The 16,902-nt window shown below is 66.0% G+C and carries 16 protein-coding genes; 7 read left to right on the top strand and 9 right to left on the bottom strand.

The window, feature by feature from the left end; translation table 11 throughout:
- Positions 1-34: 34 nt before the first annotated feature.
- Complete coding sequence (locus BRAD285_RS32670; protein WP_006611642.1) at positions 35-637, top strand: septation protein A; 603 nt, start codon at positions 35-37, stop codon at positions 635-637.
- A gap of 336 nt (positions 638-973) precedes the next feature.
- Here the strand turns inward: BRAD285_RS32670 and BRAD285_RS32665 are convergent, their stop codons facing one another.
- The 5 genes from BRAD285_RS32665 to ccmA form a co-directional block, all read right to left on the bottom strand.
- Positions 974-1,570: a DsbE family thiol:disulfide interchange protein gene (locus BRAD285_RS32665; RefSeq protein WP_006611641.1), complete on the bottom strand. Its 597-nt coding sequence runs from the start codon at positions 1,568-1,570 to the stop codon at positions 974-976.
- Complete coding sequence (ccmD, locus tag BRAD285_RS32660) at positions 1,567-1,746, bottom strand: heme exporter protein CcmD (RefSeq protein ID WP_006611640.1); 180 nt, start codon at positions 1,744-1,746, stop codon at positions 1,567-1,569. Before ccmD ends, BRAD285_RS32665 begins: the two co-directional genes overlap by 4 nt.
- Before the next feature lies 1 nt (position 1,747).
- Positions 1,748-2,524 (bottom strand): heme ABC transporter permease, encoded by a 777-nt coding sequence (locus BRAD285_RS32655; RefSeq protein WP_006611639.1) that lies wholly within the window; start codon positions 2,522-2,524, stop codon positions 1,748-1,750.
- A gap of 92 nt (positions 2,525-2,616) precedes the next feature.
- Positions 2,617-3,285 (bottom strand): heme exporter protein CcmB, encoded by a 669-nt coding sequence (gene ccmB, locus BRAD285_RS32650; RefSeq protein ID WP_006611638.1) that lies wholly within the window; start codon positions 3,283-3,285, stop codon positions 2,617-2,619.
- Between the two features lie 228 nt (positions 3,286-3,513).
- Positions 3,514-4,137: a heme ABC exporter ATP-binding protein CcmA gene (gene ccmA / locus BRAD285_RS32645; RefSeq protein WP_006609308.1), complete on the bottom strand. Its 624-nt coding sequence runs from the start codon at positions 4,135-4,137 to the stop codon at positions 3,514-3,516.
- 223 nt (positions 4,138-4,360) lie between these two features.
- Between ccmA and acnA the strand changes: the two genes are divergently transcribed.
- The 3 genes from acnA to BRAD285_RS32630 all read left to right on the top strand — a co-directional run bounded on the left by acnA (position 4,361) and on the right by BRAD285_RS32630 (position 8,848).
- Positions 4,361-7,081, top strand: a complete 2,721-nt coding sequence (gene acnA / locus BRAD285_RS32640) for an aconitate hydratase AcnA (protein WP_035644413.1) — start codon at positions 4,361-4,363, stop codon at positions 7,079-7,081.
- A gap of 188 nt (positions 7,082-7,269) precedes the next feature.
- The gene (locus BRAD285_RS32635; protein ID WP_006609306.1) at positions 7,270-8,052 is read left to right on the top strand and encodes a thioredoxin family protein; all 783 of its coding nucleotides are present in this window, start codon (positions 7,270-7,272) and stop codon (positions 8,050-8,052) included.
- A 430-nt stretch (positions 8,053-8,482) separates the two neighbouring features.
- On the top strand, positions 8,483-8,848 hold the full coding sequence (locus tag BRAD285_RS32630) for a DUF2794 domain-containing protein (RefSeq protein ID WP_006609304.1): 366 nt from the start codon (positions 8,483-8,485) through the stop codon (positions 8,846-8,848).
- A gap of 19 nt (positions 8,849-8,867) precedes the next feature.
- Here the strand turns inward: BRAD285_RS32630 and BRAD285_RS32625 are convergent, their stop codons facing one another.
- The 4 genes from BRAD285_RS32625 to BRAD285_RS32610 form a co-directional block, all read right to left on the bottom strand.
- The gene (locus BRAD285_RS32625) at positions 8,868-9,395 is read right to left on the bottom strand and encodes a GNAT family N-acetyltransferase (RefSeq protein WP_006609303.1); all 528 of its coding nucleotides are present in this window, start codon (positions 9,393-9,395) and stop codon (positions 8,868-8,870) included.
- A gap of 163 nt (positions 9,396-9,558) precedes the next feature.
- Entirely contained in the window at positions 9,559-10,350 is a 792-nt protein-coding gene (locus BRAD285_RS32620) for a Bax inhibitor-1/YccA family protein (RefSeq protein WP_006609302.1), read from the bottom strand.
- A gap of 292 nt (positions 10,351-10,642) precedes the next feature.
- A complete protein-coding gene (locus tag BRAD285_RS32615; protein WP_006609301.1) occupies positions 10,643-13,213 on the bottom strand; it encodes an ABC transporter permease in 2,571 nt (856 codons plus the stop codon).
- Positions 13,210-13,944 (bottom strand): ABC transporter ATP-binding protein, encoded by a 735-nt coding sequence (locus tag BRAD285_RS32610; protein ID WP_006609300.1) that lies wholly within the window; start codon positions 13,942-13,944, stop codon positions 13,210-13,212. Before BRAD285_RS32610 ends, BRAD285_RS32615 begins: the two co-directional genes overlap by 4 nt.
- A 55-nt stretch (positions 13,945-13,999) precedes the next feature.
- Here BRAD285_RS32610 and BRAD285_RS32605 point away from each other — a divergent pair, with 55 nt between their 5' ends.
- The 3 genes from BRAD285_RS32605 (at position 14,000) to zapE (ending at position 16,716) form a co-directional block, all read left to right on the top strand.
- Positions 14,000-14,632, top strand: coding sequence for an arylesterase (locus BRAD285_RS32605; protein ID WP_006609299.1), 633 nt, complete (start codon positions 14,000-14,002; stop codon positions 14,630-14,632).
- 205 nt (positions 14,633-14,837) lie between these two features.
- Positions 14,838-15,377, top strand: a complete 540-nt coding sequence (gene thpR / locus BRAD285_RS32600; protein WP_006609298.1) for an RNA 2',3'-cyclic phosphodiesterase — start codon at positions 14,838-14,840, stop codon at positions 15,375-15,377.
- Positions 15,378-15,534: 157 nt separating this feature from the next.
- Positions 15,535-16,716, top strand: a complete 1,182-nt coding sequence (gene zapE / locus BRAD285_RS32595; protein ID WP_006609297.1) for a cell division protein ZapE — start codon at positions 15,535-15,537, stop codon at positions 16,714-16,716.
- Positions 16,717-16,902: the final 186 nt, after the last annotated feature.

Below are 16,902 nucleotides of genomic sequence, written 5' to 3'. Positions count from 1 at the left end.
GCGTCGCCGCTGACGACAGCCAACAGGACATGGAATGGACAAGACCCAGCCGCATCCGCTGTTCAAGCTGGCCACCGAGCTCGGCCCGCTGATCGTGTTCTTCTTCGTCAACGCCAAGTTCAATCTGTTCGCCGCGACCGGCGCCTTCATGGTCGCGATCATCGCGGCGCTGATCGCCTCCTATGTCGTGACCCGGCACATTCCGCTGATGGCGCTGGTCACGGCCGTCGTCGTGATCGTGTTCGGCACCTTGACCTTGGTGCTGCACGACGAGACCTTCATCAAGGTCAAGCCGACCATCATCTACGGCCTGTTCGCGGCCGTGCTTGGCGGCGGCTTGTTGTTCAACCGCTCCTTCATCGCGATCATGTTCGATCAGGTGTTCAACCTGACGCCGGCGGGGTGGCGCATCCTCACGTTCCGCTGGGCGCTGTTCTTCGCTGCCATGGCGGTGCTGAACGAGATCGTTTGGCGCACCCAGAGCACGGACTTCTGGGTCGGCTTCAAGGCCTTCGGCGTGCTGCCGCTGACCATGATCTTCGCCATCGCCCAGATGCCGCTGATCAAGCGCTACCACCAGGACCCGGCCTCGCTGGCAGCCAGCGATGCCGCGGAAGGCGATGTGAGCAAGGGGTAGCTCCGCTACCGCCGTCATTGCGAGCGAAGCGACGAAGCAATCCAGGGCTCAGCATGCCGCCACAGACTGCTTCGCAGCGCTCGCAATGACGATGGAGCTAGCGAGATTGCGTATGCAGGAGCCGCAAACTCTGCTGTCGTCCCGGCCTTGAGCCGGGACCCAGAACCACAGGCTTCCGTTTCGGGCAGGCGCGTCGTTAACACCTTGCCCACCACGACGGCCGCGGAGTATGGGTCCCGGCTCGAGGCCGGGACGACACCGTTGGTTGTCGTGCGAGATGGGCAGTCACCGCTCCACTCGCGATGATGAGAAACTAACGGCTTATCAGAAGCAGAACTAACCGCCCGCCTTCAGCGCCTTCTCGATCTCAGGCTTCAGCACTGCGTCGATGTTCTGCGCCGTGATCGGGCCGACCAGCTTGTAGACGATGGTGCCCTCGCGGCCGACGACGAAGGTTTCCGGCACGCCGTAGACGCCCCATTCGATGCCGGCGCGGCCGTTGCCGTCGACGCCGACGACGTCATAGGGATTGCCGTAGCGGCCGAGGAAGCGGCGGGCGTTGTCGGCGGCGTCCTTGTAGTTGATGCCGATGATCTGGAAGCGCTTGTCGCGGCCGAGGTCGACCAGCAGCGGCGCCTCGTCGTGACACGGCACGCACCAGGACGCCCAGACGTTGACGATGCTGACTTTGCCCTTGAGCACGGCCGGGTCGAGTCCGGGCACGGCGGCGCCGTCGTTGGCGAGCTCCGGCAGTGGCGGCAGCGGCGTTGCTGGCGCGGGACGGCCGATCAGGGCGGACGGAATCCGCGATGGATCGCCATTGCCGAGCCGGAACCAGAACAGCGCGGCCAGCCCGAGAAACACCACGAGCGGCAGCAGCATCAACAGCGAGCGCCGGCGCGGCGCGGCTTCAGGAGCGGTCTGGTCGGTCATTGCATGTCCGTGGCGGCGCGGCCGGAGCGGCGGCTGATGCCACTCTCCTCGAGCGCGCGCAGTCGCGCCTTCTGCGTGCGGTAGTCGATCGCGATCCACGCGATCAGCAGCACGACGACCAGCGCCGCGGCGAGGTAGGAGGTCGCGATGAAGGAGGTGTAGGGGCCGAGGTCCATCTCAAGTGGCTCCCACGGCCTGGCTGGTCGCGCCGCCGGACGGCGCGCTTCCTTGGTAGGACCGTGCCTGCATCATCTGCAGGCTGCGCACGCGGCGGCGCAGGATCTCGTTGCGCATCGCGGCGACATGCAGGGTGACGAACAGGAACGAGAAGCCGATCGCCATCACCAGCAGCGGGATCAGGAACGATTTGTCCAGCGCAGGGCCGCCCATCCGCATCACCGAAGCCGGCTGATGCAAGGTGTTCCACCAGTCGACCGAGAACTTGATGATCGGCAGGTTGATCGCGCCGACGAGAGTGAGCACGGCGGCGGCGCGCGCGGCGCGCGTGGGGTCCTCGACGGAGCGCCACAGCGCCATCAGGCCGAGATACATCAGGAACAGGATCAGCACCGAGGTCAGCCGGGCGTCCCATTCCCAATAGGTGCCCCACATCGGCCGGCCCCACAGCGAGCCGGTCAGCAGTGCGAGAAAGGTGAAGCTGGCCCCGATCGGGGCGGCGGCTTTGGCGGCGACGTCAGCGAGCGGATGCCGCCACACCAGGGTGCCGAGCGAGGCGATGCTCATGACGCCCCAGACGAACATCGACAGCCAGGCATTGGGTACGTGGATGAACATGATCTTGACGGTCGCGCCCTGCTGGTAGTCGTCGGGTGCGAGCGCCGACAGGTACAGGCCGGCGCCCAGCAGCACGACGGTGACCAGCGCCAGCCACGGCAGCAGCCGCGCGGTAAGCGCAAGGAACCGGGTGGGGTTGGCGAGGTCGATCAGCGACATGAAAACCTTGTTAAAGGCGGAAGCGGTTGCAGTCCATCAGCACAGCATAGCTCGGCAAGAGTTGATCATGGTCAAACCCCACCGGTGTTCCGTTAGTCCAGGCCGTTGCGCAGGCTGGTTGCAGCGGCGAACGGGCCGATCACGAAGCTGACCAGCGATAGCGCGCAGAGGATCGAGAACGGGGCCCCGAACGGCAACGGGCCGACGATGGCCGCCTGCGACGCCGCAACGCCGAAGATCAGCACCGGGATCGACAGCGGCAGCACCAGCACGGCGAGCAGCAGCCCGCCGCGGGACATGGTCACCGCCAGCGCCGCCCCGATCATGCCGATGAAGGTCAATGCGGGTGTGCCAGCGAGCAGGGTCAGCGCGACGGCGCCGGTCGCGGTGGCGTCGAGGTTCAGCAGCAGGCCGAGCACGGGCGTGGCGATCACCAGCGGCAGCCCGGCGGCCAGCCAGTGCGCCAGCGCCTTGGCGGCGCAGGCGAGCTCCAGCGGCGTCCGGCTCATGATGATGAGGTCGAGCGAGCCGTCCTCATGGTCGGCGGTAAACAGCCGATCGAGCGTCAGCAGGCTGGCGAGCAGGGCGCCGAGCCAGAGGATGGCCGGGCCGAGCCGGGTGAGCAGCGCGAGGTCGGGGCCGACGGCGAACGGCATCAGCACGACCACGGTGAGAAAGAACAGCACGCCGATCAGCGCACCGCCGCCGATACGCAGCGCGATCCGGATGTCGCGGCGGATGAGGGCACCGAGAGCGGTCATGCGGGGCGGGCCTTACGGAGAAATGCTTGGGAGCGACGCTGTTGCTCCAAGCTCGCTGCGCTCCCCTCCCCCTTGCGGGGAGGGGTCGGGGGTGGGGGGCCACGCGGGCAGTCTTTGCTGAGACCCCCACCCCCAACCCCTCCCCGGCTAGCGAAGCTCCGCTTCGCGCGGGGGGAGGGGGGCGCACCGATGCCGCCTTGAAGAGTTGCCTGTCCCATAAACATCAGCTCAATTTCCGATCCGCAGCTCGCGTGTGTCGATGCCGAGCGGGCCGTGGGTGGCGGCGACGATCAGTCCGCCGCCGGCGAGATGCTCGCGCATCAGGCCGGCGAACATCGCCTGGCCGGCAACGTCGAGCGCGGCGGTCGGCTCGTCGAGCAGCCAGAGCAGCCGCGGCACCGCGAGCAGGCGGGCGAGGGACAGACGGCGGCGCTGGCCCGCGGACAGATAGCCGGCCGGCAGGTCGATCGCATGCGCGATGCCGACGGCGGCGAGGCAATCCGGGGTCGGTCGTGTCATTCCGCCGCCGAGAAAGTCGGCCCAGAAGGTCAGGTTTTCGCGCACGCTGAGCGCCGGCTTCAGCGCGTCGCGGTGGCCGAGATAATGCGCCTGCTCCGGCACGGTCAGCTCACCCTCGCCGCCCTCGATGGCGATGGTGCCGCCGGCCGGCAGCAAGAGGCCGGCGATCAGCCGCAGCAGCGAGGTCTTGCCCGCGCCGTTGTGCCCGGTCACCGCCAACGCCTCGCCTGCGCGCGCCTCGAAGGCGAGGCTTGAGAACACCTCGCGGCCGCCGCGCACGCATCTGACGTCTTGTCCGAACAGTCTCGGAGACGGTGTGGGAGACAGCTGCATGGCGCGTCGTGACAGCCCTTACGAAATTGATGGCTAGCGTGTGAGAATTTGTGGGTGGCGCCACGCCGGGACTTGATTGTCTCTGTAGCGACGCAGTTAGAAAGCTTCTATAAGCCCGACCTTGATGCAGCACACAAACGCTCGCTGCAAGCCATCCGGCGCCTCGCGCTGACGGTTCTTAAATACCCCCTCAGGGTATACAGATCAATTGGGATTCCCACGCATGACCTCGCTCGACAGCTTCAAGTGTCGCAAGACCCTCAAGGTCGGAACGAAGAGCTACATCTATTACAGCTTGCCCACAGCCGAGAAGAACGGTCTCAAGGACATCTCGAAGCTGCCGTACTCGATGAAGGTGCTGCTCGAGAACCTCTTGCGTAACGAGGACGGCCGCACCGTCACCAAGGACGACATCGTCGCCGTCTCGAAGTGGCTGCGCAAGAAGTCGCTGGAGCACGAGATCGCCTTCCGCCCGGCGCGCGTGCTGATGCAGGATTTCACCGGCGTGCCGGCGGTCGTCGACCTCGCGGCCATGCGCAACGCGATGCAGAAGCTCGGCGGCGATGCCGAGAAGATCAACCCGCTGGTGCCGGTCGATCTCGTCATCGACCACTCGGTGATCGTGAACTACTTCGGTGACAACAAGGCGTTCGGCAAGAACGTCGCCGAGGAGTACAAGCAGAACCAGGAGCGTTACGAATTCCTGAAGTGGGGCCAGAAGGCGTTCTCGAACTTCTCCGTCGTGCCTCCTGGCACCGGCATCTGCCACCAGGTCAATCTCGAATACCTGGCGCAGACGGTCTGGACCAAGAAGGAGAAGATGACGATCGGCCGGACCAAGGGCACCTTCGAGGTCGCCTATCCGGACTCGCTGGTCGGCACCGATTCGCACACCACCATGGTCAATGGTCTCGCCGTGCTCGGCTGGGGCGTCGGCGGCATCGAGGCCGAGGCCTGCATGCTCGGCCAGCCGCTGTCGATGCTGCTGCCTGACGTCGTCGGCTTCAAGCTGACCGGCGCGCTGAAGGAAGGCGTCACCGCGACCGACCTCGTGCTGACCGTCACCCAGATGCTGCGCAAGCTCGGCGTCGTCGGCAAATTCGTCGAGTTCTTCGGCCCCGGCCTCGACCATCTCTCGGTCGCCGACAAGTCGACCATCGCCAACATGGCCCCCGAATACGGCGCCACCTGCGGCTTCTTCCCCGTCGACACCGCCACCATCGACTATCTCAAGACGTCCGGCCGCAAGGGCCCGCGCGTCGCGCTGGTCGAGGCCTATGCCAAGGCGCAGGGCCTGTTCCGCACCGCCAAGTCGCCGGACCCGGTGTTCACGCAGACGCTCAACCTCGACCTCGGTGACGTCGTGCCGTCGATGGCTGGTCCGAAGCGTCCCGAGGGCCGCATTGCGTTGCCTGCGGTGGCCGAGGGCTTCGCGACCGCGCTGGCCGGCGAGTACAAGAAGCCGGATGCCGCCGAGCAGCGCTTCCCGGTCGAGGGCAAGGACTTCGACATCGGCCATGGCGACGTCGTCATCGCCGCCATTACCTCCTGCACCAACACCTCGAACCCGAGCGTGCTGATCGGCGCCGGCCTCTTGGCCCGCAACGCCGCCGCCAAGGGCCTCAAGGCCAAGCCGTGGGTGAAGACCTCGCTGGCGCCGGGCAGCCAGGTGGTTGCCGAGTACCTCGCCAACTCCGGCCTGCAGAAGGACCTCGACAAGGTCGGCTTCAACCTGGTCGGCTTCGGCTGCACCACCTGCATCGGCAACTCAGGCCCGCTGCCGGAAGAGATCTCGAAGTCGATCAACGACAATGGCGTCGTCGCGGCGGCCGTGCTGTCGGGCAACCGCAATTTCGAAGGCCGCGTCTCGCCGGACGTGCAGGCCAACTACCTGGCCTCGCCGCCGCTGGTCGTGGCTTACGCGCTGGCCGGCACCGTGACCAAGGACCTCGCGGTCGAGCCGATCGGCATCGGCAAGGACAAGAAGCCGGTCTACCTGAAGGACATCTGGCCGACGACCAAGGAGGTCAACGACTTCGTCAAGAAGTTCGTCAAGGCCTCGATCTTCAAGAAGCGCTACGCCGACGTGTTCAAGGGCGACACCAACTGGCGCAAGATCAAGACCGTCGAGAGCGAGACCTATCGCTGGAACATGTCGTCGACCTACGTGCAGAACCCGCCGTATTTCGAGGGCATGAAGAAGGAGCCTGAGCCGATCAAGGACATCGTCGAGGCTCGCGTGCTGGCGCTGTTCGGCGACAAGATCACCACCGACCACATCTCGCCGGCCGGTTCGATCAAGCTGACCTCGCCCGCCGGCAAGTTCCTCAGCGAGCACCAGGTCCGCCCGGCCGACTTCAACCAATACGGCACCCGCCGCGGCAATCACGAGATCATGATGCGCGGCACCTTCGCCAACATCCGCATCAAGAACTTCATGCTCAAGGGCGCCGACGGCAACATCCCCGAGGGCGGCCTGACCAAGCACTGGCCCGACGGCGAGCAGATGTCGATCTACGACGCCGCCATGAAGTACCAGGAAGAGGGCGTGCCGCTGGTGGTGTTCGCCGGCGCCGAATATGGCAACGGCTCGTCGCGCGACTGGGCGGCCAAGGGCACCCGCCTGCTCGGCGTCCGCGCCGTGATCTGCCAGAGCTTCGAGCGCATCCACCGCTCCAACCTGGTCGGTATGGGCGTGCTGCCGCTCACCTTCCAGGAGGGCACGTCGTGGTCGTCGCTCGGCCTGAAGGGCGACGAGAAGGTCACCATCAAGGGCCTCCAGGGTGACCTGAAGCCGCGCCAGACCCTGACCGCGGAGATTGTGTCGGGCGACGGTGCATCGCACCAGGTTCCGCTGCTCTGCCGCATCGATACGCTGGACGAGCTCGACTACTACCGGAACGGCGGCATCCTGCACTACGTGCTGCGGAAGCTCGCCGCTTAACCAAAGCGCGATGCGACAGTTTGGCTCACTCTGAAGTGAGTAGCGGGTGATGAAGGAGGCGGCCTATGACAAAGGCCGCCTCCTTTGCATTTTCTGTTTGTTAACTACGAGGACGGCATGGCGAATGTGGTGACGCTCCAGGCGTAGCGGACGGTGGTCCAGACGGGACAGTGGCGATGAGTGGACAGATGTCGTGGTGGTCGCGCGCGGCGCTTGGTGTCTGTGCGGTCATCGCTTTCGTCCGGCCGGCCTCCGCCGACCCTCGTGCGGTGATCGAACTCTTCACCTCGCAGGGCTGCTCGTCCTGTCCGCCGGCCGACAAGCTGCTCGGCGACCTCTCGCGCGATCCCTCCGTCATAACGCTGTCCCTGCCGATCGATTACTGGGACTATCTCGGGTGGAAGGACACCTTGGCCGACTCCCGCTTCACGGCCCGGCAGCGCGCGTATTCGCGAGCACGGGGCGACCGCGAGGTTTACACCCCGCAGGCCGTGGTCAACGGTGCCGTGCATGTGATCGGCAGCGATCGCGAGGCGATCGAGGGCGCCATTGAGGACACAGGCCGAGGTGGCGCCGTGATGTCGGTGCCGGTCAGCATGGTGATCGACGGCCAGGAGCTGACCGTGTCGGTCGCTGCGGCCGACGAGCACGCGCCGCGCAAGCATGGCGAGGTCTGGGTCTGCTCGATCGCGCGCGTCGTTCCGATCCAGGTCGCGCGCGGCGAGAATGGCGGCCGGGAGCTGACCTACTACAACGTCGTCCGCGGGCTGATGAAGCTGGGCGACTGGAATGGGGCGCCGGCGAGCTGGAGCGTCCCGCTCGAGAAGATCGCCCGTGACGGCGTCGATGGCGCCGTCGTCTATGTGCAGGACGGAAGCCGAGACCGGCCCGGCCTGATGCTCGGCGCGGCTCGCTCGGACCTGCCATTGCTCACCCGGACGTCGGCGACGACGCGTGCTCCCGAGCGCTGAGCCTTTTCGCCGCTCACCTTCAAATTCAAGATGGCTTGATCGACGGCGCGACGCGTCCAGCTTCAGGGCTGACGCGCGTCGCAACATCATCGCGCGATCTCCCGCCCAAAAAGCAAAAGGACCAACTCGCGTTGGCCCTTTGCCATTACTTGTGAATAGACCCGATCCTGACGACCCCGGGGGGCTGGGGGCTGAGGAATCCGGAACCGAAAGGACCGGGCCAACGCACACGAATCTTATGCCTAACGTCGGGGGCAGTCCCTGGGCGGAAACACGGCGCGATTATGATTCCGCTAACGATCCCGTGACGCTTGCGTGTTCGCGGAACTCGCGCGTGTCACTGATCCTGCCAAGTTCGATAATGAAAACCGCCCCTTGCGGCTGACGTCGGTTGGCGCGATCATGTCACACAGATGACAGGAGGACGCTCATGAACCTCACCCCGGAGGATGCCGACCCCAGCGAGAACCGCGCGGCGGCGCGCAACGCGGCCGCAGCGCCGACCCGGGTGACGTTCGACCGCCTCGAGCTGAACCGCATCCTCAATCTCTACGGCCGCATGGTCGCCGACGGCGAGTGGCGCGACTACTCGATCGACTTCCTGCGCGACCGCGCCGTGTTCTCCGTCTTCCGCCGCGCGTCCGAGGTGCCGCTCTACCGCATCGAGAAGGACCCGCGGCTGGCGCGCAAGCAGGGCATGTACAGCGTGATCTCGGCCACCGGCCTGATCCTGCGCCGCGGCCACGAGCTGGAGCGGGTGCTGCTCGCGATCGCGCCGAAGCCGGCGCTGGTCTGAGCCCCGCTATCCGCGCCGCTTAAGCCGGGATGTCGCTGCTGCCGCTTCCGAGCGGCCGTTGCATCATGACGGTATCGAGCCAGCGGCCGAATTTCAGGCCGACGCTCGGATGGGTGCCGATCATCTGGAAGCCGCAGGCGGTGTGCAGCCCGACCGAGCCGGCATTGCCGGAGTCGCCGATGACCGCGATCATCTGGCGGAAGCCGCGTTCCTCACACGCTTCGATCAGAGCACGCATCAGCCGCATGCCGATGCCGCGGCGCTGGCTGGCGGGCGCGAGGTAGACCGAGTTCTCGACGGTGAAGCGATAAGCGGGCCGCGGCCGGTACGGCCCTGCATAGGCATAGCCCACCACCTCCCCATCCAGCAGGGCGGCGAAATAGGGGAAGCCGCCGTCGGTCAAGGCCCGAAAGCGTCGGGTCATCTCCGCCAGATCCGGAGGGTCCAGTTCGAACGTGGCGGTACCCTCGCGGACGGCCTGGCCGTAGATCGCGGTGATGGCGGGAAGGTCGGCCTCCTGGGTGGGCCGGATCTCGATGTCGGACATGGGTGGAACAATACCAGGGCGAAGCAGCCGATCAACACCGTGACGGCATGGCTGCCGTTCCCGCCGCGACGCCGCGCTGACCGCCGCCTCTCCGGCCCCGGACAAACGAAAAGCCCCGGCGGTGAGGCCGGGGCTTTGAAGGTCGCTCGTTCGAGCGGGTGGATCAGTCGCGCTGTCCGAGCAGCTGCAGCAGCAGCGTGAACAGGTTGATGAAGTTCAGGTACAGCGACAGGGCGCCCGTGATCGCTGCGCGCTCGGCGATGTCGCCGCCCGCGGAGGCGTAGCCGTAGATGTACTCGTTCTTCAGGCGCTGCGTGTCCCAGGCGGTCAGGCCGGCGAACACGAACACGCCGATCACCGACACGATGAACTGCAGCATCGAGCTCGCCAGGAACAGGTTCACGAGGCTCGCCAGCACGATGCCGATCAGGCCCATGAACAGGAACGAGCCCATGCCCGTCATGTCACGCTTGGTCGTGTAGCCGTACAGGCTGAGCGCGCCGAAGGTCGCCGCGGTGATGAAGAACACCCGCACGATCGAGGTGTGGGTATACACCAGGAAGATCGACGACAGCGACACGCCCATCAAGGCCGAGAACACCCAGAACAGGATCTGCGCGGTCGACGGTGCGAGGCGGTTGATGCCGGCCGAGATCGCGAACACCATGACCAGGGGGGCCAGGATGAACAGCCACTTCAGCGGGCTCACGAACATCGTGTAGCCGAACTGAGTCAGGTAGGCGTTGCCGAACTTGAACACGCCGGCCGCCGGATCGCCGGTCACCGACGCCATGTAGACGCCGAGTGCCGCGAGGCCGGTGATGGCCAGGCCGATGCTCATGTAGTTGTAGATGCGCAGCATGTAGGCGCGCAGACCGGCGTCGACGGTCGCGGCATCGGCGCGCCCGGCCACCCGGCCAAAGGGTGAAGCATAGTTGCGGTCTAGGTCCGACATGGTCGAATTCCCGTTGGTTGCCCGGCAACCCGGTCCTGGCTGGACCTTTGGCCGGTTCTCGAAAAACCCTATCTCATCAACGCTGCCATCGATATTAAATTTGCGTCATCGGCAAATTCGCCATCTTTTGGCAGATCTCTTTGGCAGCTTTCTGAGCCCATCCTTAAATGGGAAACTAGCATATTTGGTGCAAGCTTCCACGCGCGGCTGAATGTCGCTCCGCGCGCGTTTGAGCCGTGAAAAGCCCGTTAACCGTGCGGCATGAACGCCCAATACCTCAAACGTCAGCGCGTCAAAGGTTCCTCAGAACCGTTGCCGGCTTCTGGTTGAGCGCCAGCAGCGTGCCGGCGAGGCCGAGACCCACGGTCACCACCAGCGCGGCCAAGACGACCAGCGCGGCGCTGCCGGCCTGCCAGGCGAAGCTCAAGGTCATCAGCCGGGTCACGATCAGCCAGGCGGAGATGGAGCCTGCGATCACGCCGAACGCAGCGGTGGCAAAACCGATCATCAGATATTCGAGCGCGTAGGCGCCGAGCAGCCGCAGCCGCGTGGCGCCCAGCGTCTTCAGGATGACCGCGTCATAGACCCGGTGGCGGTGACCCGCGGCGAGCGCGCCGCCCAGCACCAGGATCGCCGAAATCAGCGTCACCGCGCTGGCCCCGCGGATCGCGAGCGCGAGGTTGGACACGACCGAGCCGACCGTCTCCATCACCTCGCGGACCCGCACGCTCGTCACCATCGGGAAAGCGTCGGCCACCTTGCGGATGACGCGGGCGTCCTCTGCGCTGTCGGAGCGTGCCTCGGTCAACGTGGCGACGTGGGTGTGGGGCGCGCCCTTGAAGGCGTTCGGCGAGAACACCAGCACGAAGTTGATGCCCATGCCCTGCCAGTCGATCGTGCGCATGTTGCCGATCTTTGCCGTGATGTCGCGCCCGAGCACGTTAACCACGATGTCGTCGCCGAGCTTCAGGCCGAGACCGTCAGCGATGCGCTTCTCGATCGAGACCAGCGGCGGGCCGCTGTAATTGTCGCCCCACCATTCGCCCTCGACGACCTTGGAGCCCTTCGGGATCTCGCCGGTATAGGTCAGGCCGCGGTCGCTCTGCAGCACCCATTCGGTGTCCGCGGTCGCCTTGAGGTCCTCGGCGCGCACGCCGTGCGCGGCGACGATCCGGCCGCGCAGCATCGGCACGTCGTCGACGGTGGATTGCGGCGCCATAGCCTTGAGAAAGTCGCGGAAGCGGTCGGCCTCGCCCGAGGGCACGTCGATGAAGAAGAACGACGGTGCCTGCTCCGGCAGCTGCGCCAGGAATTGCCGCCGCAGATTGCCGTCGATCTGGGTGATCGTGACCAGCACCGCGAGCCCGAGTCCAAGCGACAGCACCACGGACGGCGTCAGCGCGCCAGGCCGATAGATGTTGCTGACCGCGAGCCGCAGCATCGGGAATCGGCTGCGCGGCACGGCCCGCGCGATCGCCATCACGACAGCCGCAATGCCGCGCAACAGCACGAACACCAAAGCGGCGGCGACGACGAACACCGCGGCGATCTTCTTGTCGTAGGACAGGCCGACGACGACGGCGATCAACAGCGCGACGGTGCCGGCGATCAGCGCCAGATAGCTCCAGCGCGGCCGGTGCCATTCGGCGATCACGGCCTCACGAAACAGCGCCGCCACCGGCACGTCGCGGACGCGCCCGAGTGGCCATAGAGCGAACGCGAGCGCCGTGAGCAAGCCGTAGAGGAACGACAGCGCCAGCTCGTCCGGGTGCACCGCCGGGATCACCGGCAACGGCAGGATCTTGCCGAACAGCCCGACAATGGCGAACGGCAGGGCGGCCCCGGCGCAGAGTCCGATGATCGAACCGATCGTGGCGAGCACCATGACCTGCACGAGATAGATTCCGAACACGTCGCGGCTGGTGGCGCCGAGCGCCTTGAACGCCGCGATCACCTCGGTGCGGCGATCGACATGGCTCTTCACGGCATTGGCGACGCCGACCCCGCCGACCAGCAGCGCCGCGAGGCCGACAAGCGTCAGGAATTGGGTGAAGCGGCCGATCGTCCGCTCCAGCTGCGGCGAGGCGTTGCTGCGGCTGCGGATCTCCCAGCCGGCCTGCGGCAAGGTCAGCCGGGTGTCGGCGATGAAAGACGCGGCGGCGTGGTCGTCGGTGGCGTTGTCGGGGAGCCGGACGCGATACGTCCAGCGCACCAGGCTGCCGGGCTGTAGCAGCGGCGTGGCGCGCAGGCCGGCTTCGCTGACCAGGAAGCGCGGCCCGAGGCCGATGCCGCCGGATAGCTTGTCCGGCTCGGCCTGTAGCGCGCTGCGGATCTGGAAGCGGACGGTGTCGATGTTGACGATGTCGCCGACCTTGATGTCGAGGCGGGCCAGCAGGGCCGGATCGGCCGCTGCGCCGAACACGCCGTCGCGCTCGGCGAGGATGTCGGCCAGCGGCAGGTCGGGCTGCAGCTCGGCCTTGCCCAGCAGCGGGTAGGCGGTGTCGACCGCCTTCAGCTCGACAAGCGCCAGCTTGGCATCACCTGCCCGCACCATGGCGCGCAAGGTGGCCGCCAGCGAGACCTGGCCGCGCGAACGCAGGAAGGCGATCTCCTCGGGCTTGGCTTCGCGCTGAAACAGCGAGAACGCGACGTCGCCGCCGAGCAAGGTGCGGCCCTCGCGGACTAGCCCGTCATTGAGGCTCGCGGCCACGGAGCCGACGCCGGCGATGGCGAGCACGCCGAGCGCGATACAGGCGATGAAGACATAGAAGCCGCGCAGGCCGCCGCGCAGCTCGCGCAGGGCATAGCGCACAGGTAGCGCCGCCATGCGGCGGCCGGGAAGCGGTTCGGATAGGGTGCTCATGCGTCGGCGGGCTCGTGCGCGCCGTCGGCCTCGATCCGGCCCGAGCGCAGCCGCACCACGCGGTCGCAGCGATGGGCGAGGCCACTGTCATGGGTTACCAGCACGAGCGTCATGCCGCGCTCGGCATGCTTGGTGAACAGCAGGTCGACGATCTGCCGCCCGGTCGACTCGTCGAGATTGCCGGTCGGCTCGTCGGCCACCAGGATCGCCGGGTCGGGGGCGAGGGCACGGGCCAGCGCCACGCGCTGCTGTTCGCCGCCGGACAGCTGCGTAGGATAATGATGCAGGCGATGGCCGAGGCCGACCTGCTCCAGCTCGCGGGCGGCGCGCTCGGCGGCGCCGGAATGGCCGGCCAGTTCGAGCGGCACGGCAACGTTCTCCAGCGCCGTCATGGTCGGGATCAAATGGAAGGACTGGAAGACGATGCCCACCTGGCGGCCGCGGAACCGGGCCAGGGCGTCCTCGTCCAGGGCATTGAAAGCGGTGCCGCTGACCACCACCTGACCGCTGTCAGGACGTTCCAACCCCGCCATCACCATCAGCAGCGTGGACTTCCCCGATCCCGAGGGGCCGATCAGGCCGATCGTCTCGCCCTGTCCCACCCGCAGGCTGATGTCCTTGAGGATATGAACCCGCGCCGCGCCGGTGCCGAGCGAAAGGTTGACGTTGGAGATGGTAATGGTGTCCGGCGCAGTGCCGGCCAAACGCGAGGTTTCGATGAGACTGTCCATGGCTCGGTCATATGGCAACTCCGCAAGCCGGGTCGAGGGCCGCGGACGCATCTTCGTGCACATACTCGTGTTGATGCTCGCCTTGATGACAGCCGGGCCGGTGTTGGCGGCTGCTGACGCGGTCAAGCCGATCAAGCTGGTGGTGCTCGGCGACTCCCTGAGCGCCGGGCTTGGGCTTTCTGCGTCGGATTCGTTTCCGTCCAAGCTGCAAAAAGCGTTGCAGGCCAAGGGGCTGCCGATCGACCTGACCAATGCCGGGGTGTCCGGAGACACGTCCTCCGGCGGGCGCGACCGGCTCGACTGGTCGGTGGCTGACGGGACCGAAGCCGTGATCGTCGAACTCGGCGCCAACGACGCGCTACGCGGCATCGACCCCGCGGTTACGCGCAAGGCCCTGACCGAGATCGTCACCAAGCTGAAGGCGCGCGGCATCGCGGTCATGCTGTGCGGCATGCTGTCGCCGCCGAATTACGGCAGCGACTACGCCGCCAAATTCAACGCGATCTATCCCGATCTCGCCAAGCAGTTCGACGTCCCGCTCTATCCGTTCTTCCTCGACGGCGTCGCCGCCGACGCCAAGCTCAACCAGGCCGACGGCATTCACCCTACCGCTGCCGGCGTCGACATCATCGTCTCCCGGATGCTGCCTACGGTGGAAGCATTCCTGCGTCCGTTGCGTGGGCAATGAAGGAACGAAGCCGTCGGTCGGACATTTGCGATAACCTTAAGGACCGGGTTTTCCGCAGGTTTTCACCGCGTTAACGCTGCTTCCGTCGCGGAGTCATATAAGTTCGGTAGGAATGTTGCATTGGCGATTCGTCGTCGATCATCTCGTCAAGGCATGATCTCGTCACCTTTCGAGATCAGCCTCCAGCATCGGGAGTCCTGAAACGATGCCGCGTCTGTTTACTGGACTGGAGATCCCGTCCGAGGTCGGCCAGACCCTCTCCACTCTGCGGGGTGGCCTTCCCGGCGCCCGCTGGATCGATCCTGAAAATTATCATGTGACATTGCGCTTCATCGGCGACATCGACGGTGCCTCCGCCAACGAGATCGCGGCGATGCTGTGGCGGGTCAATCGTAAGCCGTTCGAGGTCACGGTGCAGGGCCTCTCCAGCTTCGGCGGCCGCAAGCCGCGCGCGGTCGTCGCCAACATCGCGCCGAGCCGGCCGCTGATCGAGCTGCAGGCTGAACTCGAACGGATGATGCAGCGGATTGGCCTCGATCCGGAGGGGCGCAAATTCGTGCCCCATGTCACCTTGGCGCGGCTGCATGATGCCTCGAGCCAGGATGTTGCCGATTATCTCTCGGTCCGCGGCTACTTCCCGAGCCGGGTGTTCATGGCCGAGCGCTTCGTGCTGTTCTCGTCCCGTGCGTCCACGGGAGGCGGACCCTATGTGGTGGAAGACGCCTACGATCTGTGCGCCGCCTGACGCTGCGGCTCACCGAAGCGAGACGTCGTTAGCCCGCAACTAACGCGCGCCGGAGCGTTTGCGTGCCATATACCACGATCCCACAGCCCCGCTGCATGGCGGCTTCCACCATTTGCGGATTGCATTTTCCGTTAGTCTCATGACCTAGAGTGGGCTCATGCTGTCCACTCCCTCAGACGCGTTCCGCGCGCAATATCAGTCGCTGGTCGACACCGGCGCGATAGAAGCCGATCCGGCCCAGGCCGAGGTCGCCGATGCCTTGGCTGCGCTTGAGCGCAGGCTTTCGACCTACAAGCCGGCTCGCAAGCAGAGCCTGTTCGGTCGCCTCTTTTCCGACAAGACCGAGCCGCCGAGCGGCCTCTATGTCCATGGCGAGGTCGGTCGCGGCAAGACCATGCTGATGGACCTGTTCTTCCAGAACTGTCCGGTCGAGCACAAGCGCCGCGCGCATTTCCATGAGTTCATGGCCGAGGTGCATGAGCGCATCTACGGCTATCGCCAGAACATCGCGCGCGGCGAGCTCGCCGATGCCGACGTGATCGGGCTGACAGCGCAGGCGATCTTCGATCAGGCCTGGCTGCTCTGCTTCGACGAATTCCACGTCACCGATATCGCGGATGCGATGATCCTGGGCCGGCTGTTCGCCAAGCTGTTCGAGCTCGGCACCGTGGTGGTCGCGACCTCCAACGTCGCGCCGGAGGACCTCTACAAAGGCGGCCTCAACCGTGCGCTGTTCCTGCCCTTCATCAAGCAGATCGCCGATCACATGGACGTGGTGCGGCTGGATGCGCGCACCGACTTCCGGCTGGAGAAACTCGCCGGCGTGAAGATGTGGCTGGTGCCGGCCGACCTCGATGCACGCGCCGCGCTCGACAAGGCCTGGGGCCGGCTGACCGGCCATGCCCGCTGCAAGTCGCGCGACATGACGATCAAGGGCCGCACGCTGCACGTCCCCTGCTCGGCCAATGGCGTCGCCCGCTTCGGCTTCGCCGATCTGTGCGAGAAGCCGCTCGCCGCTTCCGACTATCTGCGGCTCGCACACGACTATCATACGATCCTGATCGACCACGTTCCGGTGATGGACTTTGCCGAGCGCAACGCGGCCAAGCGCTTCATCACCTTGATCGATACGCTCTACGATAACGCCGTGAAGCTGATCGCCTCGGCTGAGGCTGACCCGATCTCGCTCTACGTCGCGACCGAGGGCATCGAGGCCATGGAGTTCAAGCGTACCTCCTCGCGCCTGATCGAGATGGGCTCGGAATCCTACTTGGCCCTGCCGCACGGACGGAAGGACTCGGCCGCCTCCGGGACTTCTACGGGCCTGGTCGAAACCTGACAAACACCGCCTTTCTGGCAGCGCCCGCCGCCGGGCACACAGTCGCGAAAAGGCCACGTCAATCATGCTGAAAGGATCATCAGCAACCGTCGCCCGGTCCTGATCGAAATCAAGGCACGCCTGTCAATTGGCCATAGCGTGACTTGAACGGCCCGGGCGAAAGGGATAACCACCACTCGACTTTTC

The sequence above is a fragment of the Bradyrhizobium sp. ORS 285 genome (assembly GCF_900176205.1).
In the GTDB taxonomy this organism is placed as follows: domain Bacteria; phylum Pseudomonadota; class Alphaproteobacteria; order Rhizobiales; family Xanthobacteraceae; genus Bradyrhizobium.
This window is presented reverse-complemented; position numbering and strand designations above follow the sequence as displayed.

Excerpts from the sequence above, each read along its gene's own strand:
- BRAD285_RS32670 (WP_006611642.1), top strand. The coding sequence starts at position 35 with ATGGACAAGACCCAGCCGCATCCGCTGTTCAAGCTGGCCACCGAGCTC.
- BRAD285_RS32665 (WP_006611641.1), bottom strand. The coding sequence starts at position 1,570 with ATGACCGACCAGACCGCTCCTGAAGCCGCGCCGCGCCGGCGCTCGCTG.
- ccmD (WP_006611640.1), bottom strand. The coding sequence starts at position 1,746 with ATGGACCTCGGCCCCTACACCTCCTTCATCGCGACCTCCTACCTCGCC.
- BRAD285_RS32655 (WP_006611639.1), bottom strand. The coding sequence starts at position 2,524 with ATGTCGCTGATCGACCTCGCCAACCCCACCCGGTTCCTTGCGCTTACC.
- ccmB (WP_006611638.1), bottom strand. The coding sequence starts at position 3,285 with ATGACCGCTCTCGGTGCCCTCATCCGCCGCGACATCCGGATCGCGCTG.
- ccmA (WP_006609308.1), bottom strand. The coding sequence starts at position 4,137 with ATGCAGCTGTCTCCCACACCGTCTCCGAGACTGTTCGGACAAGACGTC.
- acnA (WP_035644413.1), top strand. The coding sequence starts at position 4,361 with ATGACCTCGCTCGACAGCTTCAAGTGTCGCAAGACCCTCAAGGTCGGA.
- BRAD285_RS32635 (WP_006609306.1), top strand. The coding sequence starts at position 7,270 with ATGTCGTGGTGGTCGCGCGCGGCGCTTGGTGTCTGTGCGGTCATCGCT.
- BRAD285_RS32630 (WP_006609304.1), top strand. The coding sequence starts at position 8,483 with ATGAACCTCACCCCGGAGGATGCCGACCCCAGCGAGAACCGCGCGGCG.
- BRAD285_RS32625 (WP_006609303.1), bottom strand. The coding sequence starts at position 9,395 with ATGTCCGACATCGAGATCCGGCCCACCCAGGAGGCCGACCTTCCCGCC.
- BRAD285_RS32620 (WP_006609302.1), bottom strand. The coding sequence starts at position 10,350 with ATGTCGGACCTAGACCGCAACTATGCTTCACCCTTTGGCCGGGTGGCC.
- BRAD285_RS32615 (WP_006609301.1), bottom strand. The coding sequence starts at position 13,213 with ATGAGCACCCTATCCGAACCGCTTCCCGGCCGCCGCATGGCGGCGCTA.
- BRAD285_RS32610 (WP_006609300.1), bottom strand. The coding sequence starts at position 13,944 with ATGGACAGTCTCATCGAAACCTCGCGTTTGGCCGGCACTGCGCCGGAC.
- thpR (WP_006609298.1), top strand. The coding sequence starts at position 14,838 with ATGCCGCGTCTGTTTACTGGACTGGAGATCCCGTCCGAGGTCGGCCAG.
- zapE (WP_006609297.1), top strand. The coding sequence starts at position 15,535 with ATGCTGTCCACTCCCTCAGACGCGTTCCGCGCGCAATATCAGTCGCTG.